This is a genomic window from Inhella crocodyli (assembly GCF_004004565.1).
GTDB lineage: Bacteria > Pseudomonadota > Gammaproteobacteria > Burkholderiales > Burkholderiaceae_C > Inhella > Inhella crocodyli.
This window is the reverse complement of sequence record NZ_SACM01000006.1, coordinates 202,388-222,220: the sequence shown is the minus strand read 5'-3', so window position 1 is coordinate 222,220 and position 19,833 is coordinate 202,388. Positions and strand designations below refer to the sequence as shown.

The window sequence follows — 19,833 nt, the reverse complement described above, 5'->3', positions numbered from 1 at the left end:
GGCGGTGTTCGTGCCGCAGACCAACGTCGCCGGCGCCCACGGCACCTTCTCGGTCAACGCCGCCGGCCTGTGGACTTACACGCTGAACAACGCCGACCCGGCGGTGCAGGCCCTGGGCGCGGGCCAGACCCTGCCCAATGAGACCTTCACGGTCACGACGGCGGACGGCACGAGCAGCACCGTCACGGTGTCCATCACGGGCACCAACGACGCGCCGGTCATCACCAGCGATGGCGGCGGCGACACCGCCGCCCTGAACGTGGCCGAAAACACGACGGCCGTCACCACGGTGACCAGCACCGACGTCGACACCGGCGACACGCGCAGCTACGCCATCGCCGGCGGGGCGGACGCGGCGCGCTTCACCATCGACCCCACCACCGGCGCGCTGCGCTTCGTCACGGCGCCCAACCGCGAGGCCCCGACCGACGCCGATGGCAACAACGTCTACGAGGTGCAGGTGCGCGTCACCGATGCCGCCGGCGGCAGCGACCTGCAAACCTTGCGCGTCACCGTTACCAATGTCAACGAGGCCCCCGTGGCGCTCGTCGATGCCCTGAGCTTCAACGAAGACACCGTGGGCAGCGGCAACGTGCTGGCCAACGACAGCGACCCCGAAGGGACCGCGCTGAGCGTGCTCAGCTACAGCGTGGCCGGCGTGGCCACCAACGTCGCCGCGGGCACGCCCACCACCATCGCTGGGGTGGGCACCCTGACCCTGGCGGCCAATGGCGCCTACACCTTCACCCCGGTGGCCAACTACAACGGCCCGGTGCCGGTGGTGACTTACACCGTGAGCGATGGCAGCCTGCAAAGCACCGCCACCCTGACCTTGACGGTCAACCCGGTCAACGACGCGCCCGTCGCCGCCGGGGGCGCCGTGAACGGCACGGAAGACACCGCCCTGGTGCTGGGCTGGAGCGCCTTCGGCGTGACCGACGCCGACTCCAGCACCCTGAGCGTGCAAATCACGACCCTGCCGGCCGACGGCCAGCTGCAGTTCTTCAACGGCAGCGCCTGGGTGGCGGTCAGCGCCAACCAAACCGTGAGCGCCGCCGACATCAACGCCGGGCGCCTGCGCTTCGTGCCCGACGCCAACGAATCGGGCGACGGCAGCTTTGCCGGCAGCGGCGTGGGCAACCTGCAAAGCGACTACGCCCGCTTCAGCTTCCGCCCCTTCGACGGCAGCGACTACGGCAGCACGGCCAGCGTCCGCATCGACATCGCCCCCGTGGCCGATGCCCCGAGTCTGAGGGTCGCCCCGACCGCGGGCAACGGCCGGCTCATGTTCGCGACCTCGTTCGAAACGACCGACACCGGCCTGACCCAAAGCACCCTGAACGTTGACAACAGTTCGACGGTGTTGAGCCAAACCACCTTGGGCGGTTGGACTCGGGTGGAGACCTTGGAAAGGTCCCCTGGCGGAACCAACGGGCTGGAGATTTGGTCGAGCGGCGATCAGATGACTGGCGCGGACGGCAGCGTGTACACCGTCAACGCCAAGGCAGGCAACGGCAGCAACTGGCTGGAGCTGAACGACGCCACCAGCAACGCGCAGACCATCGGCATCGCCCGCACCGTGCTCACCCAAGCGGGGGCGGTCTATGTGCTCGACCTCGACTATGCCGGTCGCAACGGGTTCACCACCGACTTCACGCGCATCACGGTTCTGGTGGACGGCGTCCCCGTGGGCAGTTATGCCAACACCAGCCCCAACAGTTCGTTGAACTGGCAGCCCGTTCAGTTCAGCTTCGTGGGCACCGGCGGCAACCAGACCATCACGATCGTGACCGACCCGATCGCCACCAACCCCAACGGGCGCGGGGCGATGATCGACAACATCCGCCTGACCGAGTTCCCCGTTGCCAGCAATGGCAACGAAGACACGGCCATTTCGCTCAGCCCGGTGGCCGTCACGCTGGCGGACACCGACGGCAGCGAAACCTTGGCCCTGCAAGTGAGCGGTCTGCAGGTGGGAGCCGTGCTGTCGGACGGCGTGCGCAGCTTCACCGCCACCAGCGGCAACACCAGCACCAGCTTGCTGGGTTGGAACCTCAGCACGCTCACCTACCGGCCGCCACAGGACTTCAACGGCAACGTCACCCTCACGGTGACCGCCACGACCACGGAACCCAATGGCAGCACCGCCAATGCCGTGTTGAGCCTGCCCATCACGGTGCAGCCGGTCAACGACGCGCCGGTGGCAGCGCCCGACACTGGCTCGGTGCAAGCCGGCAGCACCCTGAGCACCACCGCCCCCACCGGTGTGATCCAGAACGCCGCGGGTCGCGACACCGACGTCGATGGCAATGCCTTGAGCGTCGCCCGCGCTGGCGCCGGCAGCGGCACTCCAGGCACGGCGGTCGTGGCCGGCGGTACCACGCTGACCGGTACCTATGGCGACCTGACGCTGTATCCCGACGGCCGCTACACCTACGTGGCCAACAAGGCCGCGGCCGTGGCCACCGGCACCCAGGTGAGCGACGTCTTCAGCTACGAAGTCTCGGACGGGAACGGCGGCACTGCCGTCACCACGCTGACCCTGAACGTGACGGGACAGGCCGATGTCGTCACGGCCCCAGCGCCCATCGTTTCTCCGCTGGCCCAGCAGGGCTTCGCAGGGGAGTACTACGGCTACAACGACTTCAACCCATCGGGCAGCAACGGCAACCGCCGACACAGCGACGACGGCAGCGTGGGCAATCTCGACTTGATCGCCGACGTCACGACCATCATCAACGGGCGCAACGTCGCCACGGGTGGCCCGGCGGTGGTGGGCACGGGCGCGGCGGCGAATGCCAACGCCACGGATGCGCAGTTCACCGTGCGCGCCATCGACTATGGCTTCACCCCAACGGTCAACGGGAGCCTGGGCACCACCAGTGTCAACGTAGCCGCAGGCGGCTCCATCTCGGGACTGACGAACGCCAACAACCAACTGTTCGCCTTCCTGAATGGCAATGGCAAGTCGGACGGCAGCACCCTGCGCGTGAATGCGGGCACGGCCGACAACGATGCGCAAGGCAGCGGTCCTACGAGCGGTTTGGGGGCCACCAGCGACGCCATCTTGCGATTGACCGGCTTCCTCCACCTGCAGGCCGGCAGCTACGACATCCGCGTCACCGCCGACGATGGCTTCCAGCTGCGCATCGGCGGCACGACGGTGGCGCAGTTCGACGGCAACCAGAGCCCCACCGCGCGCACCTTCACCGGCGTGTCCTTGCAAGACGGCATCCAGTCGCTCGAGCTCCTGTATTGGGAGCAAGGGGGCAATGCGCGCCTGCGCGTCGAAATCAAGGCATCCAACGAGCCCGACAGCAGCTACAAGGTGCTGGGCAGCGATGCCGTGCCCATCATGGCCACCAACCCCGGCTTGAGTGATCTGCAAGACATCGTCAACACCGGCACGGCCGCGGCGCCGGTTTGGCAGATCCGCACCGGCAGCAGCTTGGACGGCGGCGCGGGCAACGACCAGCTGTTCGGCTCCGACGGACGCGATCGCCTCAACGGCGGTGCCGACAACGACCTGTTGCGCGGTGGCGCAGGTCGCGACACCTTGCTGGGCGGCGACGGCAACGACATCTTGGTGGGGGGCAGCGGCAACGACGTGCTGACCGGCGGGCTGGGCAGTGACGTGTTCCGTTGGGAGCTGGCCGACCGCGGAACCGCTGGCCAGCCGGCGCGTGACGTCATCACCGACTTCGACGCCCGCAGCGCGGCCAACGGCGGTGACGTGCTCGACCTGCGCGACTTGCTGCAGGGGGAAACCACGGCCAACTTGGCCAATTACCTCGACTTCCAGTACGACGCGGCCACGGGCAACACCATCGTTCGGATCAGCAGCACCGGGGGCTTTTCGGGGGGCAACTACAGCGCCAGCGCCGAGGACCAGCGCATCACGCTGCAGGGCATCGACCTGCGCACCGCGCTGGGCTTGGGCAGCAACGCCACCGACGACCAGATCCTGCAAGAGCTGCTGAACCGCAACAAGCTGGGCGTCGGCCCCTGAAGGAGCGTGCCATGCCGTTCGTGACCCGAGACCTGACCGGCGCCATCAACGGCGTGCTGCGCGACAACCCCGGGGGGGCCGAGTTCCTTGAGCTCGACCACCCCGAGCTGCGCCAGTTCCTGGCCGCCATCGCACCACCGCACAACGAGTTCGACCGCCTCGACGCCGACTTCGTGCGCGTGCTGGAAGACGTGATCGAAACGCTGATGGCGCGCAACGTGATCGCCATCACCGACCTGCCCGAGAACGCCCAGGCCAAGCTCTTCGCGCGCAAGAGCTTCCGCGAACGCCGGCATCGGCATGCGCTGAACCTGTTCCGGGAGTCGGATTTCGGGGATGTGATCTGAGGCGCGTGCGCCTCTGAATGAGAGCCTGCACCGAGAAATTGATCGATCGGGTCGCCAGAGCGGCGAGCGGCGAGCGGCGAGCGGCGAGCGGCGCTCAATGCTCCCGCAACTTCACCCGAAGCCGTGCAATCGCCTGGCTGTGCAGCTGGCACACCCGGCTTTCGGTCACCTTGAGCACCGCCGCGATCTCCTTGAGATTCATGTCGTGCTCGTAGTACATGCTCATCACGTAGCCCTCCCGCTCGGGCAGGGCCTTGATGGCGTCGACCAGCGCGTGGCGCATGCGGTCGTCTTGCAGCACGGCGAACGGATTCGCGTCGCCGTCGGCGACGTGGCGGTCGAGGTAATCGTCGCCGTCCTCGCCCCCGCCGATGTCCTCCAGGTACACCAACTGCGTGCCGCGCACGCGGGTCAGCGCGTCTTGGTACTCAGCCAGGCTGAGGCCCATTTCCTTGGCCACTTCGCTTTCCGTGGCGGCGCGGCCCAGCTTCTGCTCGGCCTTGTGGATGCCCTCTTCGATCTCGCGCTGCTGGCGCCGCGTGCCGCGGCTGAGCCAGTCGGTGCCGCGCAACTCGTCGAGCATGGCGCCCCGGATGCGCTGCGTGGCGAAGGTTTCGAACTGCACGCCCTGGCCCACGTCGAAGCGGCTGAGCGCGTCGGTCAGGCCGATCATGCCGACCTGCACCAAATCGTCCAGCTCCACGTTGGCCGGGAGCTTGGCGATCATCTGGTGCGCCAAGCGGCGCACCAGGGGTTGGTACTGGCGGATCAGGGCATTCGTGTCGAGCTTGCCCTTGGCGGTGTACATCGTGACTGCAACTCCGTGGTCGTCCCGGTCGGCGTGGTCAAGCATGGGCTGCCGCCATCGCGCCGACGGGTCGGACGCCATTCTGCGCCGGGACCCCGAGGCTATCGCGGGCCAAACGCCGCAACGCCGGCGCCACGTCGGCGCGCAGGCCCGTGCGCACCTCCACGGCCACCGACTCGGCCAGGGCCACCCCCAGAAATCGCTCGGCCGTGTCGGCCAACTGGCGCATCACCCGCTGGGTCAGTGCCAGCTGCGGGTGCCCGGCCAACAACAGAGAGAACACGGACACGCCAGCGCGCTGGTGCAGCCACTTCATGGCCGCGTAGGCGGCGGTGATCGAGGCCTGCTCCAGGTCGGCCAGCAGCACCGGCCGGCAATGCGCCGCGCCGGGCAGCACGCGCGCCAGTTCGGCCACCGGGGCGTGCAGCAAGACGACGTCGGCGTCGGGCGCCGCATCGGCCAGGTGCTCGCGCAGGGCCGTGGCCTGGCCGCGGGCGTCGAGGTGGTGGGCCACCAGGCCCCGGGCTTCGAGCCAGCGCACCTCGCTGCTCAAGCGCTGCACGCAAGCCGCGAGGTCCACGCGGGCCAGCTCGGGCGCCGGCTGGGCGCGCGGACTGGCGTCCACCACCAGCACCTTGAGGCCCCGCTCCAGGTAGGCGCCCACCAGCTGGTCCAGCAGGTAGTCGCCCGCCGGCAAGGCGACGGGCGCGACCACCGGCACCAGGGTCGCGCGCGTGCCGCCGCCGGCGGCGGCGCCGAACATCCGACGAAGGCCTTCCGCCTGATCGCGCATGGGGAGGTCCTTCAGTGCGCCACCGGTTGGGCGTCGCCCGGCGCGCCAGCGAAGAGCAGGGTCAGGTCCTGCTCGTCCATGCGCCAGGGGCTGCCCGCGGCCTGGGGCTTGAAGGCCAGCTTCATCAGCTCGTCAGCCGGCAGGCGCAGCCAGTCTTCGGGCACGCGCTGGCCGTTGGCCAGGCCTTGGACCCGCAGGCGGTGGCGGATCAGGCTGTCCAGGGCCGGGCCGAGGCGCACCGCCTCGTCTAGCTTGGAGAGGATCACCCCTTCGCAATCGGCGGCGCGCCAGGCGCTGACCACCTCGTCGTTGGTCTCGCCCTGCGCGCTGGCGTTGACCACCAGCAGCTTGCGGATGGCCGGGTGGGCCAGCATGTCCAGCAGCTCGTGCGTGCGGGCGTCGCGCTGGGCCATGCCGGCGGTGTCGATCAGCACCAGCTTCTTGTTGGCCAGCAGGTCCAGCAGGTCGTCGAGCGAGGCGCGGTCGTGCGCCGTGTGCACGGGCACGCCCAAGATGCGGCCGTAGCCGCGCAGCTGCTCGTGCGCCCCGATGCGGTAGGCGTCCAGCGTGATCAGACCCAGCTGCGAGGCACCGTGCTTGGCGGCGAAGTTGGCGGCGATCTTGGCCGTGGTCGTGGTTTTGCCCACGCCCGTGGAGCCGATGAGCGCGAACACGCCCTGGCGGTCTTCCAGCGCGGTGTCGGCCACTTGCAGGTTGCGCGCCAGCACGGCCTGCGCCCATTGCTGCTCGTCGGCGCCCTGCACGAAGCTGCTGGGGCAGGCGTCCACCAGCTTGCGCACCATGGCCGGCGAAAAGCCCGCCCCGATGAGACGCTGGGCCAATTGCGCCTGCTGCGGCTGGCGCTGCATCTTTTCCATGAAGGCCAGGGCGCCGAAACGGGCCTCGATCAGGCCTTTCATGGCGCGCAGCTCTTGCGCGATGTCGGCCGACTCGCGCACCTGGCGCGCGGCCTGCACGCCGTAATCCGGGACGGGGGCCGTGGGCAGGGCCACCTCGTCGCGCAGCACCGGCGGGGCGCGGTGCAGCTCGGGCGCCGGGCGCACGCGCTCGCGCGCCGCGTCGCGGGCGTTGGCCGGCGGTGCCTTGGCAGCCGCGCGGCTTTCGGTCAGCAGCGGGTCGTGCTGGACCGGCTCGCGCGCCGCCGGGCGCTCGCCCAGGCCGGCGGCCGCCCAGCGCGCGGCGGCGTTGCTGGGTTCGCGCAGCACCGGGCGCTCCGGCAAGGTGCTGGCGGAGACCGGCTGCCGCGGTGCGGGCGCCGCCTCCAAGGTGGGCTCCACGCGCTGGGCGCGCAGGGCTTGCATCTGGGCCACGGCGCGGCGGGCGCGGGCTTGCGTGTCTTCGTTGAGGCGCACGGCCGGGGCCTCGCTGGCCACGGGGTCGGGCTGACCCTGCTGCTCGGCCGCGCGGCGGCGCAGCATGCGCTCGCGCACGTAGTCCTGGAACGACAGGGTGCTCATGGCCAGGGTGTTGACGTCCTGCGCCACGCTCGGGGCCTTGCCCCGGCCGCCGCCCTCGCGCGGCACGGCGTCGGGCGGCATGGCCAGCACCTCGATGCCCTCGGGGCAGGGCTTGGTGGACAGCACCACGGCGTCGTCGCCAAAGGCCGCGCGCACGCGCTGCATGGCTTCGCGGGTGGTGGGGGCGGCAAAGCGCTTCATCTGACCGGGGTTCATGCGGCACCTCCAATGACGGAGCCAATGCGGATCGAATGGGTTTCAGGCACTTCGCTGTGCGAAATGACCTTCAGGCGGGGCGCGGAACGGCGCAGCAAACGGGCCAAGGGCGCGCGGATGAGGTCGGGCACCAGCAGGCAGGCGGGCACGCCGCGTTCTTCCTGCTTGTCGCTGGTCTCGGCGGCGCGGCGGGCCAACTGGTCGGCCACGCCGGGGTCCAGGGCCGCCCCGTGCGGGCTGTTCAGGGCCTGGGTGACCAAGCGCTCCAGCTCGGGGTCCAGGGCGATGACGTCCAACTCCTTCACCGGGCCGTAGATCTGCTGCACGATGGCCGGGGCCAGGTTGACGCGGATGCGGCGGGCCAGCTCCATGGGGTCGGTGACGGTGCTGGCGTGCTCGGCCAGCGCCTCGACGATCGAGCGCATGTCGCGGATGTGCACGCCCTCTTCCAGCAGGGCCTGCAGCACGCGTTGCAGCAGCGGGATGGCAACCATCTTGGGGACCACGTCTTCCATCAACTTCGGGGCCAGCTTGGTGAGGTGCTCGACCAAGGACTGGGTTTCCGTGCGGCCGAGCAACTTGGCCGCGTGGACTTGCATCAAGTGTGAAAGGTGGGTGGCAATCACGGTCGAACAATCAACCACCGTGTAGCCCGCCATTTGCGCGCTTTCGCGCTGGCGTTCTTCGATCCACACCGCCGGCAGGCCGAAGGCCGGGTCGGTGGTGCGGGTGCCGGGCAGCTGCTGGGTGGCGTGGCCGGGGTTGATGGCCAACCACAGGCCGGGGTAGGCCTCGGCCTCGCCCACCACCGCGCCGCGCAGCAGCAGGCGGTACTGGCTGGGGCGCAGCTCCAGGTTGTCGCGGATGTGCACGCTGGGCGGCAGGAAGCCCACGTCCTGCGCGAACTTCTTGCGCACGCCCTTGACGCGGCTGAGCAGGTCGCCGTCCTTGGTCTTGTCCACCAGGGTGATCAGGCGGTAGCCCACTTCCAGGCCCAGGGTGTCCACCGGCACCAGGTCGTCCCAGCTGGCTTCGCCGCTGTCGTTTTTGGCCAGCACCGGGGCCGGGGGCGGGGCGTTTTTCGCAGCCTGCTCCTTGCGGCGCAGCCACCAGGCGAAGTAAGCCAGCAAGCCGCCCATGACCAAGAAGACCAGGTGGGGCATGCCCGGGATCAGGCCGAGCACCAGGATCACCCCCGAGGTGACCGCCAGCGCGCGCCAGCTGCCGAACATCTGCTGGCCGATCATGCTGCCGATGTCGCGCTCCTTGCCCACTCGGCTGACCACCATGGCCGAGGCCACCGAGATCAGCAGGCCAGGGATCTGGGCCACCAGCGCGTCGCCGACCGCCAGCAGCACGTAGGCATCGGCCGCCGCCCCGGCGCTCAGGCCGTGCTGGGCCATGCCGATGATGAAGCCCCCCACCACGGTGATGACCAGGATCAGGATGCCGGCGATGGCGTCGCCGCGCACGAACTTGCTGGCACCGTCCATGGAGCCGAAGAAGTCGGCCTCGTCGCCCAGCTCGGCGCGGCGGCGCTTGGCCTCCTTGTCGTCGATCAGGCCGGCCGACAGGTCGGCGTCCACCGCCATCTGCTTGCCGGGCAAGGCGTCCAAGGTGAAGCGGGCCGACACCTCGGCGATGCGCTCGGCGCCCTTGGTCACCACGATGAAGTTGATGACCACCAGGATGGCAAACACGATCAAGCCCACGGCGAAGTTGCCGCCGATCAGGAAGTGCCCGAAGCTCTCGATCACCTGACCCGCCGCGCCCGGTCCAGTGTGGCCTTCCATCAGCACCACGCGCGTGGACGCCACGTTCAGGCTCAGGCGCAGCAAGGTGGTCAACAGCAGCACCGTGGGGAAGGCCGCAAAGTCCAAGGGGCGGACCATTTGCGAGGCCACCATCACCACCATCAAGGCCATGGCGATGTTGAAGGTGAACAGCAGGTCCAGCACCAGGGGCGGCAGCGGCAGCACCATCATCGACAGCACGAGCAGCACCGCGATGGGGGCGCCCATGGTTTGCAGCACCCCGGCGTAGGGGCCAAGCCAGGCCTGCAGGCGTTGGGCGAGCGGGTTCATGCGAAGGCTTCCTCATCCGACGCGGCTTGCGCGTCCTTCTCGTGCGGGTCCAGCCCTTTGGGCACGGCAGGGTTGGGGGCGTCCGGCAGGCCGCGGCCCCCGATCGACGCGCGCAGTTGGTACACGTAGGCCAGCACCTGGGCCACGGCGGCGAAGAGGCTCATGGGCACTTCGCGGTCGAGCTTGGCGTGGGCGTACAGCGCCCGGGCCAGCGCCGGCGCCTGCAGCACGGGCACCTTGTTTTCCTTGGCCACGTCGCGGATGCGCAGGGCCAGCAGGTCGGCGCCCTTGGCCACCACCATGGGTGCGCCCATCTTGGCCTCGTCGTAGCGCAAGGCCACGGCGTAGTGGGTGGGGTTCATCACCACCAAATCGGCCTTGGGGACGGCGGCCATCATGCGCTGCTTGGTGATCTCGCGCATGCGCTGGCGCTGACGCGCCTTGATCTCGGGCGAGCCCTCGGTTTCCTTGTGCTCCTGCTTGGCCTCGTTGCGCGACATGCGCAGGCGGCGCAGGTACAACTGGCGCTGCAGCGGCCAATCCACGGCGGCGAACACGGCCAGCGTCAGCAGCATGAGCACGAAACCGCCCAGCAGCAGGCGACCGGCCTGCGACAGGGCGTCCTCCAGCGGCGCCGACATCAGGGCAACGTAGCGCGGGGCGGCGTCCAGCAGCACCAGCACGCCCACGGCGGCCAGCACCACGGCCAGCAGCGCGGCCTTGGCAGCCGTGCCCAGGTTTTGCCCGCTGAAGAGGCGCTTGATGCCGTCGATGGGGTTGAGGTGGCTCCACTTGGGGCCCAGGGCCTGCCAGGTCCAGTTCCAACCGCCGCTGGCCAGGTTGGCCGCCACCGCCGCGGCCATCAACACCCCCCCGACCGTGCCCACCGTCCAGGCCAGCTGCCACGACAGCTCGGCCAGCGCCGCACTCATCATTCCTGGGGTGGCCAAGGCCTGGGCGTCAAAGCGCAGGCCGGTGCGGAACACCGCCTGCCAGTGCGCCAAGGCCTGGGGCAGGCCGGCCCAGGCCAGCAAGGCCAGTGTTGCCATGACCACGGCATGCGGCAGGTCGCGCGAACGCGGCAGCTGGCCCTCCTCGCGCGCCTTTTTGATCTTGCGCTGTGAGGCGGGTAAGTTGTGGTCTTGGGCGTCTTGGTCGGCCATGGCTCCGAGCCCCAGGCAAACAGCCTGGGCGCTGGGCCGATTCTTGAGAGTCGCGGGCCGAACTTGAGCGAGAAAAGGGGGCGATCGGCCCCGCTAATTCCAGCCCCCAAATGCAACGAGGAGGCCGCGGCCTCCTCGTCGTGACATCGTGCCGGTTTAGAAGCCGAGGGACGCCAGCAGGTCGTCCACCTCGCCCTGGTCGGCCACCACGTCGGTGCGGCCTTCGGGGTTGACCACGGGGCCTTGCAGCACCTCGGGCGCCACCTTCTCGCGCTGCTCGGGCGGCACGACTTGGATCAAGAGCTTGACCAGGCTGTCTTCGAGGTCGCTGGTCAGCTGCACCACCTTCTTGACCACCTGGCCCGTCAGGTCGTGAAAGTCCTGGGCCATCATGATGTCGGTCAGGTGCGTGTCAATGGTGGCCGTCTTGTCTTCCACCAGCTTCACGAAGTTCAAGACCGCGCCGCTGGCCACGGCCCGCACCGGGTCGGCCACCAGCTTGGCGGCCAGCTCGCGCGTCGATTCGGCGATGGCCTGGTGCTCGGCCTTGGCGCTGTCCACCGAGTTCAAGACCTTGTTGGCCGCGTTGGCGGTCTTGTCGGCGATGTACGACAGGCGGCTGCGCGCATCGGGCAGGCCTTCGGTGGCGGTTTGCAGCTTGGGCATCACACCCAACTGCTGCATGGTGTCGTGCAGCAGGCGGGTGATCGAGCCCAGTTGCTGAAACACCGCGGGGTCCACCACCAAGGGCTGCCCCTGGGCCAGTTTGGCCAGTTCGTCCATCTGCGTGCTCATCGTGCGACTCCTGGCCTCAGGCCGCTTGCATCTTCTGGATGATCTTGAGCACCTTCTCTTCGAGGGTGGCCTTGGTGAAGGGCTTCACGATGTAGCCGGCCGCACCGCTTTGCGCCGCCAGCACGATGTCTTCCTTGCGGGCCTCGGCCGTCACCATCAGCACCGGCAGGTGCTTGAGGCTGGGGTCTTCCTTGATCGCCTTGAGCAGCTCGAAGCCGGTCATGTTGGGCATGTTGATGTCGCTGACCACGAAGTCGAACTTCGAGGCCCGCAGTTGGGCCAGGGCGTCCACGCCGTCTTCGGCCTCTTCCGCGTTGGTGTACCCGATCTCCTTCAGCAGACCGCGCACGATGCGGCGCATGGTCGAGAAGTCGTCAACGATGAGGAAGCGCATATCCATGCTCATGGCGATCCTTCAATTCTTCCAATGTCAACCCGACGCTGTTGCGGCCGGGGCTGCAGCAGCCTCGGGCTCTTCGTCGGGCAAGTTCTTGAGTACTGCGTCCTCGGCGTCCCGGTTCATCACGATGATGCTGATGCGGCGGTTCATCGGGCTGTTCGGGGCCTGGGGTTCAAGCAGCTTACTCGAAGCCAGGCCCTGCACGCGCAGCATCCGGGCCTCGGGCAAACCCCCTGTGACCAACTCACGGCGTGAGGAATTCGCACGATCGGCGCTCAGCTCCCAGTTCGAGTAGCCCCGCTCGCCGGCGCTGAAGGCCTGGGCGTCGGTGTGGCCCTCGATGGTCAAGCGGTTAGGCACGTCGGCCAGCACGGCCCCCAGCTCCCGCAACAGCTCCCGCATGTAGGGCTTCACGACGGCCGATCCGCTGTCGAACATCGGCCGGTTGCCCTCGTCCACGATCTGGATCCGCAGGCCCTCTTTGGTCATCTCCAGCTTAATCTGGCCGCCCAGGGCCGCCAGCTGCGGGTTGGCCGCGATGGTTTCCTCGACCTTGGTCTTGAGCTGCTCCATGCGGAACTTCTCGGCCCGCCGCTGCTCTTCCTTGAGCGCGCGAAGGTTGTAGGTGCGCTCGTCGGTCTTCACGTCGCCGCGCTTGACCTGCCCGCCCTGGCGGCTCAGGTCCTGGCCGCCCCCCTTGACCACGTGCGACGCATCGCCGGCGCCGGAGCCGCCCTGCATGGCCACCTTGAGCGGCGAAGCGAAGTAATCGGCGATGCCCTTCTTGTCGCCTTCCGTTGTCGAGCCCAGCAGCCACATCAACAAGAAGAAGGCCATCATGGCCGTCACGAAGTCGGCGTAGGCGATCTTCCAAGCGCCGCCATGGGCGCCATGGCCGCCCTTCTTGATCTTCTTGACGATGATCGGCTGTAGCTTTTTGGCGTCGCCGGCCATGGGCTGCTCCTGGGGGCGTTAGTGCCCGCTTACTTCTTCTTCACGTGGGCTTCCAACTCGGCGAAGGTCGGTCGCACGTTGGAGTACAGCACCTTGCGGCCGAACTCGACCGCCACCTGCGGCGCATAGCCCTGCATGCTGGCCAACAGCGTGGTTTTGATGCAGACCAGTTCCTTGCCGGCTTCGTCCAGCTTTTGCTCCAAAAGGCCGGCCAGCGGTTCGGCCATGCCGTACGCCAAAAAGATGCCCAAGAAAGTGCCCACCAGGGCCGAGCCGATCATGCCGCCCAGCACCGCCGGCGGCTGGCCCACCGAGCCCATGGTGTTCACCACGCCCAGCACGGCGGCCACGATGCCGAAGGCCGGCAATCCGCCGGCCAAGCGCTGCAGGGCGGCCACCGGGGCGTGCGCCTCGTGGTGGTGGGTTTCGATTTCGGCGTCCATCAGCGACTCGATCTCGTGCGCGTTGAGGTTGCCGCTCACCATCATGCGCAGGTAGTCGGTGATGAACTCGGTCACGTGGTGGTCGTGGCCGACGTTGGGGTACTTCTGGAACAGCGGCGAGTTGTGCGGGTCCTCGACGTCCTTTTCGATGGACATCAGGCCCTCTTTGCGGGCCTTTTGCAGGATGTCGTACATCAGGGCCATGAGCTCGAGGTAGCGGTCCTTGGTGTACTTGCTGCCTTTGAAGCACATGCCCACGCCAGCCAACGCCGACTTGATGACCGGCATCTGGTTGTTGGCCAGAAAGGCGCCGATGGCAGCGCCAAAAATGGTCGTCATCTCGAAGGGCAATGCCTTCAAGATGACACCGATGTTGCCGCCGTGGACGATGAAAACACCGAACACGCAGGCCAGCATGAGAACCCAGCCGACGATGACAAACATGGTGCGAAGCTGCTGGAGACGCTGGAGCGCCGGGCGCCCGCCTCGGACGGAGGCGGACTGACATCGAACGATTGTGCAGAGTTTTCTGGGGGCGTCGCCCGACAAACGGGCCCCGCCCCACGGTCAATTCCAACGATCGGCAGCGTACAGGTAAACCGTGTGCCGACCGTGCGCCCAACTTTGCGTGGCCTCCATGCCAGGCAAAGGGAAGTCCAGGCTGACGAGCCAAGCGCCGGGCGCGAGCTCGGCCTGGGCTTTGGCCAAGGCCTGCGGCATCGATTCCGGCCGCTGGAACAAGTACACCAAGGCGTAAGGGCGCCAGTCGGTGCGCCACAGGTCGCCTTGCCACACCCGGGCGCTTCGGCAGCGCCAGCGGCAGGCCCACACCAGGGCCCGGCTGCCCTCGACGCCCTCCAGCACCGTCCCCGGGTAGGCCCGGGCCAAGGCCAGCAGGCCATCGCCCGCGCCGCAGCCGCCGTCCAGCACCCGCGCCCCGGAAGGCAATGGTGCGTGCCGGGCCAAATCGTCCAGGGCGCCCAGCGGCGTGGGGTACAGCGGGGCGTCCTGCCAGTGCCGCCGGGGGTACAGCAGCACCAAGCCCACGCCCACGCCCGCCCAGGCCCAGGCGGGCACCGCCGCCGTCTGCAAGAGCAAGGCCGCCGGCCATCCCAGGGCCACCAGCCAGCGCCGCCAGGGGCGCCGGTGGCAGGCGGCCAAGGCAAACACCGTCGCGAGGCTCAGCAGCACCGGCCATGGGGCCGGCGCCCCCAGGCGGGACGCGCCCTGCAAGGCCGCCCAGGCCAAGGCCCAGGCGCCGAAGGCGCTGGCCGGCCACCAACGCGACCCGCCCTCAGTCGACATCGGCGGGCACGGGGTGGGCGGCTCGCAGGACCTGGGCTTCGTCGGCCCGGCCCGTGCCTTCCAACACCAAAGCGAGGTTGTGGGCCGCCCAATGGCTGCCGCGCCCGGCCACCGCGCCGGGCAGGTCCGGCCGCTCCCCCAAGAGCAGGCAGCGGCGCCAGCAGTGCTCGATCAGAGGCAGCAGGGCCTCGCCCCGCTCGGGGTGGTCGGCGGCCGCGTCCAACAAGAGGTCGCCCAGCGCGAAGAAGAAATCGGGCGACGCGCCGCAGGCCGTGAGCTGCGTTTCGGCCAAGGCCAGGCCTTCGTCGTGGCGCTTGAGCTGCTTGAGCGCGAACAGCCAGCGGGGCATGAGGTCCAGCCACCAGCCGTCGGTCGGCGGGGTCAGGGCAGCGGCCTGCGCGAAGGCCTCGTCAGCCTGCGCAGGCCGGTCGTAGACCGAGGCCTCCTTGCCCAGTTGGTACCAGAGGTAGGGGTCCAGGGGCGCGTCGGCCAGCATGCGCCGCAGCAGGGCCTCGTTGCGCCCGCGCTTGACCGCCAAGTCGCCTGGCAGGTAGCCGTCGTGCCCGACCACCAGCGGCATGGCCCGCACAGGCAGGGCGTGGACCGGCTGCTCGTGCACGCGGCCGGCGTAGCGCACGGTACCGGGCAGCACGCGGCTCACGCGGCAATGGCCGACTTGCGCCCGCCCGTCGTCGAAGGCGTCCAGGCGGTCGATGGTGCCGATGAAGGTCGGCGCTTGCTCGCGCAGGGCAGCCAAGGCCGGCCCGCCGTCGACCAACCATTCGTCGGCGTCGAGCACCAAATGCCAATCGGCCTGGACAGCGTCCAGCGCGGCATTGCGGGCGGCGGCGAAGTCGTCGCACCACTCGAAATGCCCCACCTCGGCGCCGGCGGCCCGGGCCAGGGCCACCGTGTCGTCGGTGGAGCCGGTGTCCATGACCCACATCCGGTCGACCCAGGGCGCGACGCTGCGCAAGAGGCGCGCGATGCGCGGCGCCTCGTTGCGGGCGATCACCACCAGGGCCAGGGAGTGGGGCATGCCCTCAATGTACGGGGGCGGTGCCGGTGCGGCCCTTGCCGGCCCGGGCCGGGGGGTTGCAAAGGCCGCACACGTACTGGCGGCTGATCTCGTGCGGGTGGGTCACGAAATGGCCGCCGCACTTCTTGCAGGGCGTGAGCGTGAGCATGCCGTTGTCGATGAACTTCACCAAGCGCCAGGCGCGGGTGACCGACAGCAGGGGCTCGATGGCCAGGCTTTGCGTCTGCTCGAGGTAGAGCTGGTAGGCCTTGATCACGGCGTCGATCTCGTCCATCGCCGAGGCCTTGTTCAGGTACTCGTGGATGTTGACGAACAGCGAGGCGTGGATGTTGGGCTGCCAGGTCATGAACCAGTCGGTGCTGAACGGCAACTGCCCTTTGCTCGGGCTGCGGCCGGCCACCTCCTTGTAGAGGCGCAGCAGGCGCTCGTAGCTCAGGTCGGTTTCGCTCTCCAGGACCTGCAGGCGGGCGCCCAGGTGGATCAGCGTGACGGCGCGCTCGATCTGGCGGGCCTCGTCGAGGATGCTCTTGATGCGGGCCATGCTGCCTCCTCAAGCCGACTGGGAGGCCAGCAGGATCTGCGCGTGCAGCTGGGCCGACTGCTCGTTGACGCTCGGCTTGTGGCTGCTGGTCAGCAGGCCCCACACCAGGTCGTCGTCCATGCGGAAGCGGCACAGCAGGGTGGCGTTGCCCGAGAGCTTCATCACCTGCGCCGGGCTCAGCGTGGCCAGCAGGGTGGCGGTTTCTTCGTTGATGCCCAGGCGGAACAGCGCCTGCTCGCGGTCCTGGCGAATGAGGCTTTGCGCCAGCATCAGGTAGGACAGGTTGGTTTCGCGAATCTCGGCCAGGATTTGATCGGGGGTCATGGGCGCTGCTCCGTGTTGGGTGCGATGGAGCCCATTGTTCGAAGCCCCCCGCATCGCCGGAATCAGGCGCGCGCTGTGCCCCGCGTCGGGCACGGCAGGGGGCTTTGTCAGAAAAAGCCTGACAAGGCCCCCCAATCCTTCAAGCGGACTTCTGGGTCTGTCGTGTCAGGCGCTGGATGCGGGCCAGCTCCGTCTTCACCAGAGGCAGGAGGTCGGGGGCCTCGGCCATCAAACTCTGCTTGGCCTTGCCGCGCAACAGCTTGCGCAGCGCCGCGCTGGCCTCGGCGGCCTCCCCCAAGCCGCTCAGGGCAAATCCCAGGGCGTACAGGCTGGGGCCGTGGTGCGGCTGCAGGGCCAGGGCGTCGCGGGCGTAGCGCGCCGCGTGGGCGTACTCGCCGGCGCTCAGCAGCATGGCCGCCATGTCGCTCTGCAACTCGAAGCTCATGGGCTGGGTGTTCATGGCCCGCAGCAGCAGGCTGACGCTGCGGCCGAGCTGCCCGCGGGCGGCCTCGGCGTAGGCCGCGTTGCGGGCCGCGGCCAGCAGGGCCATGGCCTCGGTCATCGACTGGCCGGGCGCCGCCACCACGCCGGCGGCCGCCACGCGGCGCGCGAGGTCCTGGGACGGGTTTTGCATCGAAAGCGACATGGGTTCCTCCGGGCGCCGGGCGATACCGGCTGATTGATCAAGTGCGCACGCGAGCGCGCGAATCGGCAGGGGGCGACCAGACTTTAGAAATTTGTGCATCACGCCAAGGCCTGGATTTGCCCCGCCTTCCCCGCCCAGCTTGCGCCGTGAAACGGTTCACGAAGAACTGGCGGCCGAGGCCCCTTCTTTTCAAAAGATCGCGCGTCTTGACAAGCGGCCCTCAAGTTCCTAAGGCCAGCCGCCGACAACCAACTCAACGGATCTGCGGATCGCGTTGTCCGGCTCACAAGGCCAGGGCCGTCACCCGGTGGCGGCACCGGTTGAGGGGTGTCGGGCGGGGTCGCAAGGCCCTTCTCTTCGGCCCCGCCGGGCCTTCATCACCAGCTGAAAGGAAATCACCATGCCCGCAGTCATCAATACCAACATCACGTCGCTGAACGCGCAGCGCAACACGGCCGCAAGCCAGGCCTCGCTGACCACGGCCGTGCAACGCCTGTCGTCGGGCTTGCGCGTCAACTCCGCCAAGGACGACGCCGCCGGTCTGGCCATCGCCGAGCGCATGAACGCCCAGGTCCGGGGCATGAACGTCGCCGTGCGCAATGCCAACGACGGCATTTCGCTGGCCCAGACCGCGGAAGGCGCGCTGTCCAAGGTCGGCGACGCACTGCAACGCATGCGCGAGCTGGCGGTGCAGGCCCGCAACGCCACCAACACCACCGCCGACAAGGCCTCGCTGGACAAGGAATTCCAGCAGCTGGGTTCGGAAATCGGCCGGGTGCTGGGCGGCACGACCTTCAACGGTAAGGCCATCGTCGGCGCCGATGCTGGGGCCCAGCTGTTCCAGGTGGGCGCCAACACCACCACGAACGACGAGATCACCGTGACGACCACGAACTTCGCCACGGACACCGACATCACCGCGGTGACCGGTGGCAACCTGAACGGCGATGCCGCCGCCTTGAAGACCGTGATCGACAACATCGACACGGCGCTGAACAAGGTCAACGGCGAACGGGCCACCTACGGTGCCGTGCAAAACCGCTTCGACGCCGTGGTCAGCAACCTGATGGTCTCGTCCGAGAACCAAGCCGCCGCCCGCAGCCGGATCACCGACGCCGACTTCGCCATCGAAACCGCCAACCTCAGCCGTGCGCAGATCCTGCAGCAGGCCGGCAACTCGATGATCGCCCAAGCCAACGCGCTGCCGCAGCAGGTCCTGTCGCTGCTTCGATGACGCCTGGCCGGCTTCGCTGACCTCAAGCGAAGCCGCCGCCGGTGGAAATCGGGGTCCTCCGCCGGTCCAAGAAGCGAGCGGCTTGAGTCCACCAGCACAAGCCCCTTGACCGCCAATTGAGTTCGCGCCAATTGGCGGTCTTTTCCCCCTCAACTCCAACGATCGAAACCCCGTCCTGAGCCCGCCCAGGCATCAAGTCGCGCCCAACCCAGTCGAAAACGGTTCCAACGGGATCGCAGGCCACGCGGCCCGGCAGCCCCACCCGGGGTGGCCGAGTGCAGTGCTGCATGCCGTCCAGCAGCAGCCCGCTGCCTCGACCCTGAACCGTCACTGAAAGGACCGCGACATGCCCGCCGTAATCAACACCAACATCGCCACGCTGAACGCCCAGCGCAACACGGCCATGAGCCAGTCGTCGCTGCTGACGTCCGTGCAGCGCCTCTCCAGCGGCCTGCGCGTCAACTCCGCCAAGGACGACGCCGCCGGCTTGGCCATCGCCGAGCGCATGAACTCGCAAGCGCGGGGCATGATGGTCGCCATCCGCAACGCCAACGACGGCATCTCGCTGGCGCAAACCGCCGAAGGCGCGCTGTCCAAGGCCGGCGACGCCCTGCAGCGCATGCGTGAACTGGCCGTGCAGGCGCGCAACGCCACCAACACCACCGCCGACAAGGCCTCGCTGGACAAGGAATACCAGCAGCTGGGCGCGGAAATCACCCGCGTGCTCGCCGGCACCACCTTCAACGGCAAGGCCATCGTGGGTGCCGACGCCGGGGCCCAGCTCTTCCAAGTGGGCGCCAACACGACGACCAACGACGAGATCACCGTCACCACGACGAACTTCGCCGCCGACACCGACGTGGCGGCCGTCATTGGCGGCAACCTGAACGGCGATGCCACCGCCTTGAAGACCGTGATCGACAACATCGACACGGCGCTGAACAAGGTCAACGGCGAACGGGCCGTCTACGGTGCGGCGCAAAACCGCTTCGAGGCCGTGATCAGCGCGCTGATGATCGCCCACGAAAACCAATCGGCCGCCCGCAGCCGGATCATGGACGCCGACTTCGCCGTCGAGACCGCCAACCTCAGCCGCGCCAACATCCTGCAGCAGGCCGGCAACTCGATGGTCGCCCAGGCCAACGCCCTGCCCCAAGGCGTGCTGGCCCTGCTGCGCGGCTGACGACCACGCCCTTCGGCGCCACGGGCGGCGCCGAAGGGCTTCAGTGACGGAATGGCGGCCAATCCGGCCGC

The 19,833-nt window shown here is 68.6% G+C and carries 18 protein-coding genes; 4 read left to right on the top strand and 14 right to left on the bottom strand.

Features of this window, described 5'->3' with window-relative positions; genetic code table 11:
• Together EOD73_RS17425 and EOD73_RS17420 are read left to right on the top strand one after the other, a co-directional pair.
• The coding region (locus EOD73_RS17425) for a cadherin-like domain-containing protein (RefSeq protein WP_127684317.1) at positions 1-4,009 on the top strand (4,009 nt) is incomplete at its 5' end.
• 11 nt (positions 4,010-4,020) lie between these two features.
• A complete protein-coding gene (locus EOD73_RS17420) occupies positions 4,021-4,356 on the top strand; it encodes a hypothetical protein (protein WP_240660773.1) in 336 nt (111 codons plus the stop codon).
• A gap of 94 nt (positions 4,357-4,450) precedes the next feature.
• Here the strand turns inward: EOD73_RS17420 and EOD73_RS17415 are convergent, their stop codons facing one another.
• From EOD73_RS17415 to EOD73_RS17350, 14 genes are all read right to left on the bottom strand, one after another.
• The gene (locus EOD73_RS17415; RefSeq protein ID WP_127684332.1) at positions 4,451-5,164 is read right to left on the bottom strand and encodes an RNA polymerase sigma factor FliA; all 714 of its coding nucleotides are present in this window, start codon (positions 5,162-5,164) and stop codon (positions 4,451-4,453) included.
• A gap of 37 nt (positions 5,165-5,201) precedes the next feature.
• The gene (locus EOD73_RS17410; RefSeq protein WP_127684316.1) at positions 5,202-5,957 is read right to left on the bottom strand and encodes a MinD/ParA family ATP-binding protein; all 756 of its coding nucleotides are present in this window, start codon (positions 5,955-5,957) and stop codon (positions 5,202-5,204) included.
• Positions 5,958-5,968: 11 nt separating this feature from the next.
• Positions 5,969-7,651, bottom strand: a complete 1,683-nt coding sequence (flhF, locus tag EOD73_RS17405) for a flagellar biosynthesis GTPase FlhF (RefSeq protein ID WP_127684315.1) — start codon at positions 7,649-7,651, stop codon at positions 5,969-5,971.
• Positions 7,648-9,735 (bottom strand): flagellar biosynthesis protein FlhA, encoded by a 2,088-nt coding sequence (gene flhA / locus EOD73_RS17400; RefSeq protein WP_127684314.1) that lies wholly within the window; start codon positions 9,733-9,735, stop codon positions 7,648-7,650. The genes flhF and flhA overlap by 4 nt, the downstream gene beginning before the upstream one ends.
• Positions 9,732-10,898: a flagellar biosynthesis protein FlhB gene (gene flhB, locus EOD73_RS17395; protein ID WP_127684313.1), complete on the bottom strand. Its 1,167-nt coding sequence runs from the start codon at positions 10,896-10,898 to the stop codon at positions 9,732-9,734. Before flhB ends, flhA begins: the two co-directional genes overlap by 4 nt.
• A gap of 156 nt (positions 10,899-11,054) precedes the next feature.
• Positions 11,055-11,693: a protein phosphatase CheZ gene (locus tag EOD73_RS17390; protein ID WP_240660772.1), complete on the bottom strand. Its 639-nt coding sequence runs from the start codon at positions 11,691-11,693 to the stop codon at positions 11,055-11,057.
• Between the two features lie 16 nt (positions 11,694-11,709).
• Positions 11,710-12,099: a chemotaxis response regulator CheY gene (gene cheY, locus EOD73_RS17385; protein ID WP_127684312.1), complete on the bottom strand. Its 390-nt coding sequence runs from the start codon at positions 12,097-12,099 to the stop codon at positions 11,710-11,712.
• A 24-nt stretch (positions 12,100-12,123) separates the two neighbouring features.
• Complete coding sequence (gene motB, locus EOD73_RS17380; RefSeq protein WP_127684311.1) at positions 12,124-13,047, bottom strand: flagellar motor protein MotB; 924 nt, start codon at positions 13,045-13,047, stop codon at positions 12,124-12,126.
• A 29-nt stretch (positions 13,048-13,076) separates the two neighbouring features.
• On the bottom strand, positions 13,077-13,934 hold the full coding sequence (gene motA, locus EOD73_RS17375; RefSeq protein WP_127684310.1) for a flagellar motor stator protein MotA: 858 nt from the start codon (positions 13,932-13,934) through the stop codon (positions 13,077-13,079).
• 123 nt (positions 13,935-14,057) lie between these two features.
• Positions 14,058-14,795, bottom strand: coding sequence for a class I SAM-dependent methyltransferase (locus EOD73_RS17370; protein WP_127684309.1), 738 nt, complete (start codon positions 14,793-14,795; stop codon positions 14,058-14,060).
• Entirely contained in the window at positions 14,785-15,834 is a 1,050-nt protein-coding gene (locus EOD73_RS17365; RefSeq protein ID WP_127684308.1) for a glycosyltransferase, read from the bottom strand. The genes EOD73_RS17370 and EOD73_RS17365 overlap by 11 nt, the downstream gene beginning before the upstream one ends.
• Positions 15,835-15,838: 4 nt before the next feature.
• Entirely contained in the window at positions 15,839-16,375 is a 537-nt protein-coding gene (gene flhC, locus EOD73_RS17360) for a flagellar transcriptional regulator FlhC (protein WP_127684307.1), read from the bottom strand.
• 9 nt (positions 16,376-16,384) lie between these two features.
• Positions 16,385-16,699, bottom strand: coding sequence for a flagellar transcriptional regulator FlhD (flhD, locus tag EOD73_RS17355; RefSeq protein ID WP_127684306.1), 315 nt, complete (start codon positions 16,697-16,699; stop codon positions 16,385-16,387).
• Between the two features lie 139 nt (positions 16,700-16,838).
• A complete protein-coding gene (locus EOD73_RS17350; protein WP_164846124.1) occupies positions 16,839-17,333 on the bottom strand; it encodes a tetratricopeptide repeat protein in 495 nt (164 codons plus the stop codon).
• A 412-nt stretch (positions 17,334-17,745) separates the two neighbouring features.
• On the opposite strand from EOD73_RS17350, the gene EOD73_RS17345 reads away from it, so the two are divergent.
• Both EOD73_RS17345 and EOD73_RS17340 read left to right on the top strand, forming a co-directional pair.
• Positions 17,746-18,579 carry a flagellin N-terminal helical domain-containing protein gene (locus EOD73_RS17345; RefSeq protein WP_127684304.1) on the top strand — a complete coding sequence of 278 codons (834 nt, stop codon included), beginning with the start codon at positions 17,746-17,748 and terminating at the stop codon, positions 18,577-18,579.
• 346 nt (positions 18,580-18,925) lie between these two features.
• Entirely contained in the window at positions 18,926-19,762 is an 837-nt protein-coding gene (locus EOD73_RS17340; protein WP_127684303.1) for a flagellin N-terminal helical domain-containing protein, read from the top strand.
• Positions 19,763-19,833: the final 71 nt, after the last annotated feature.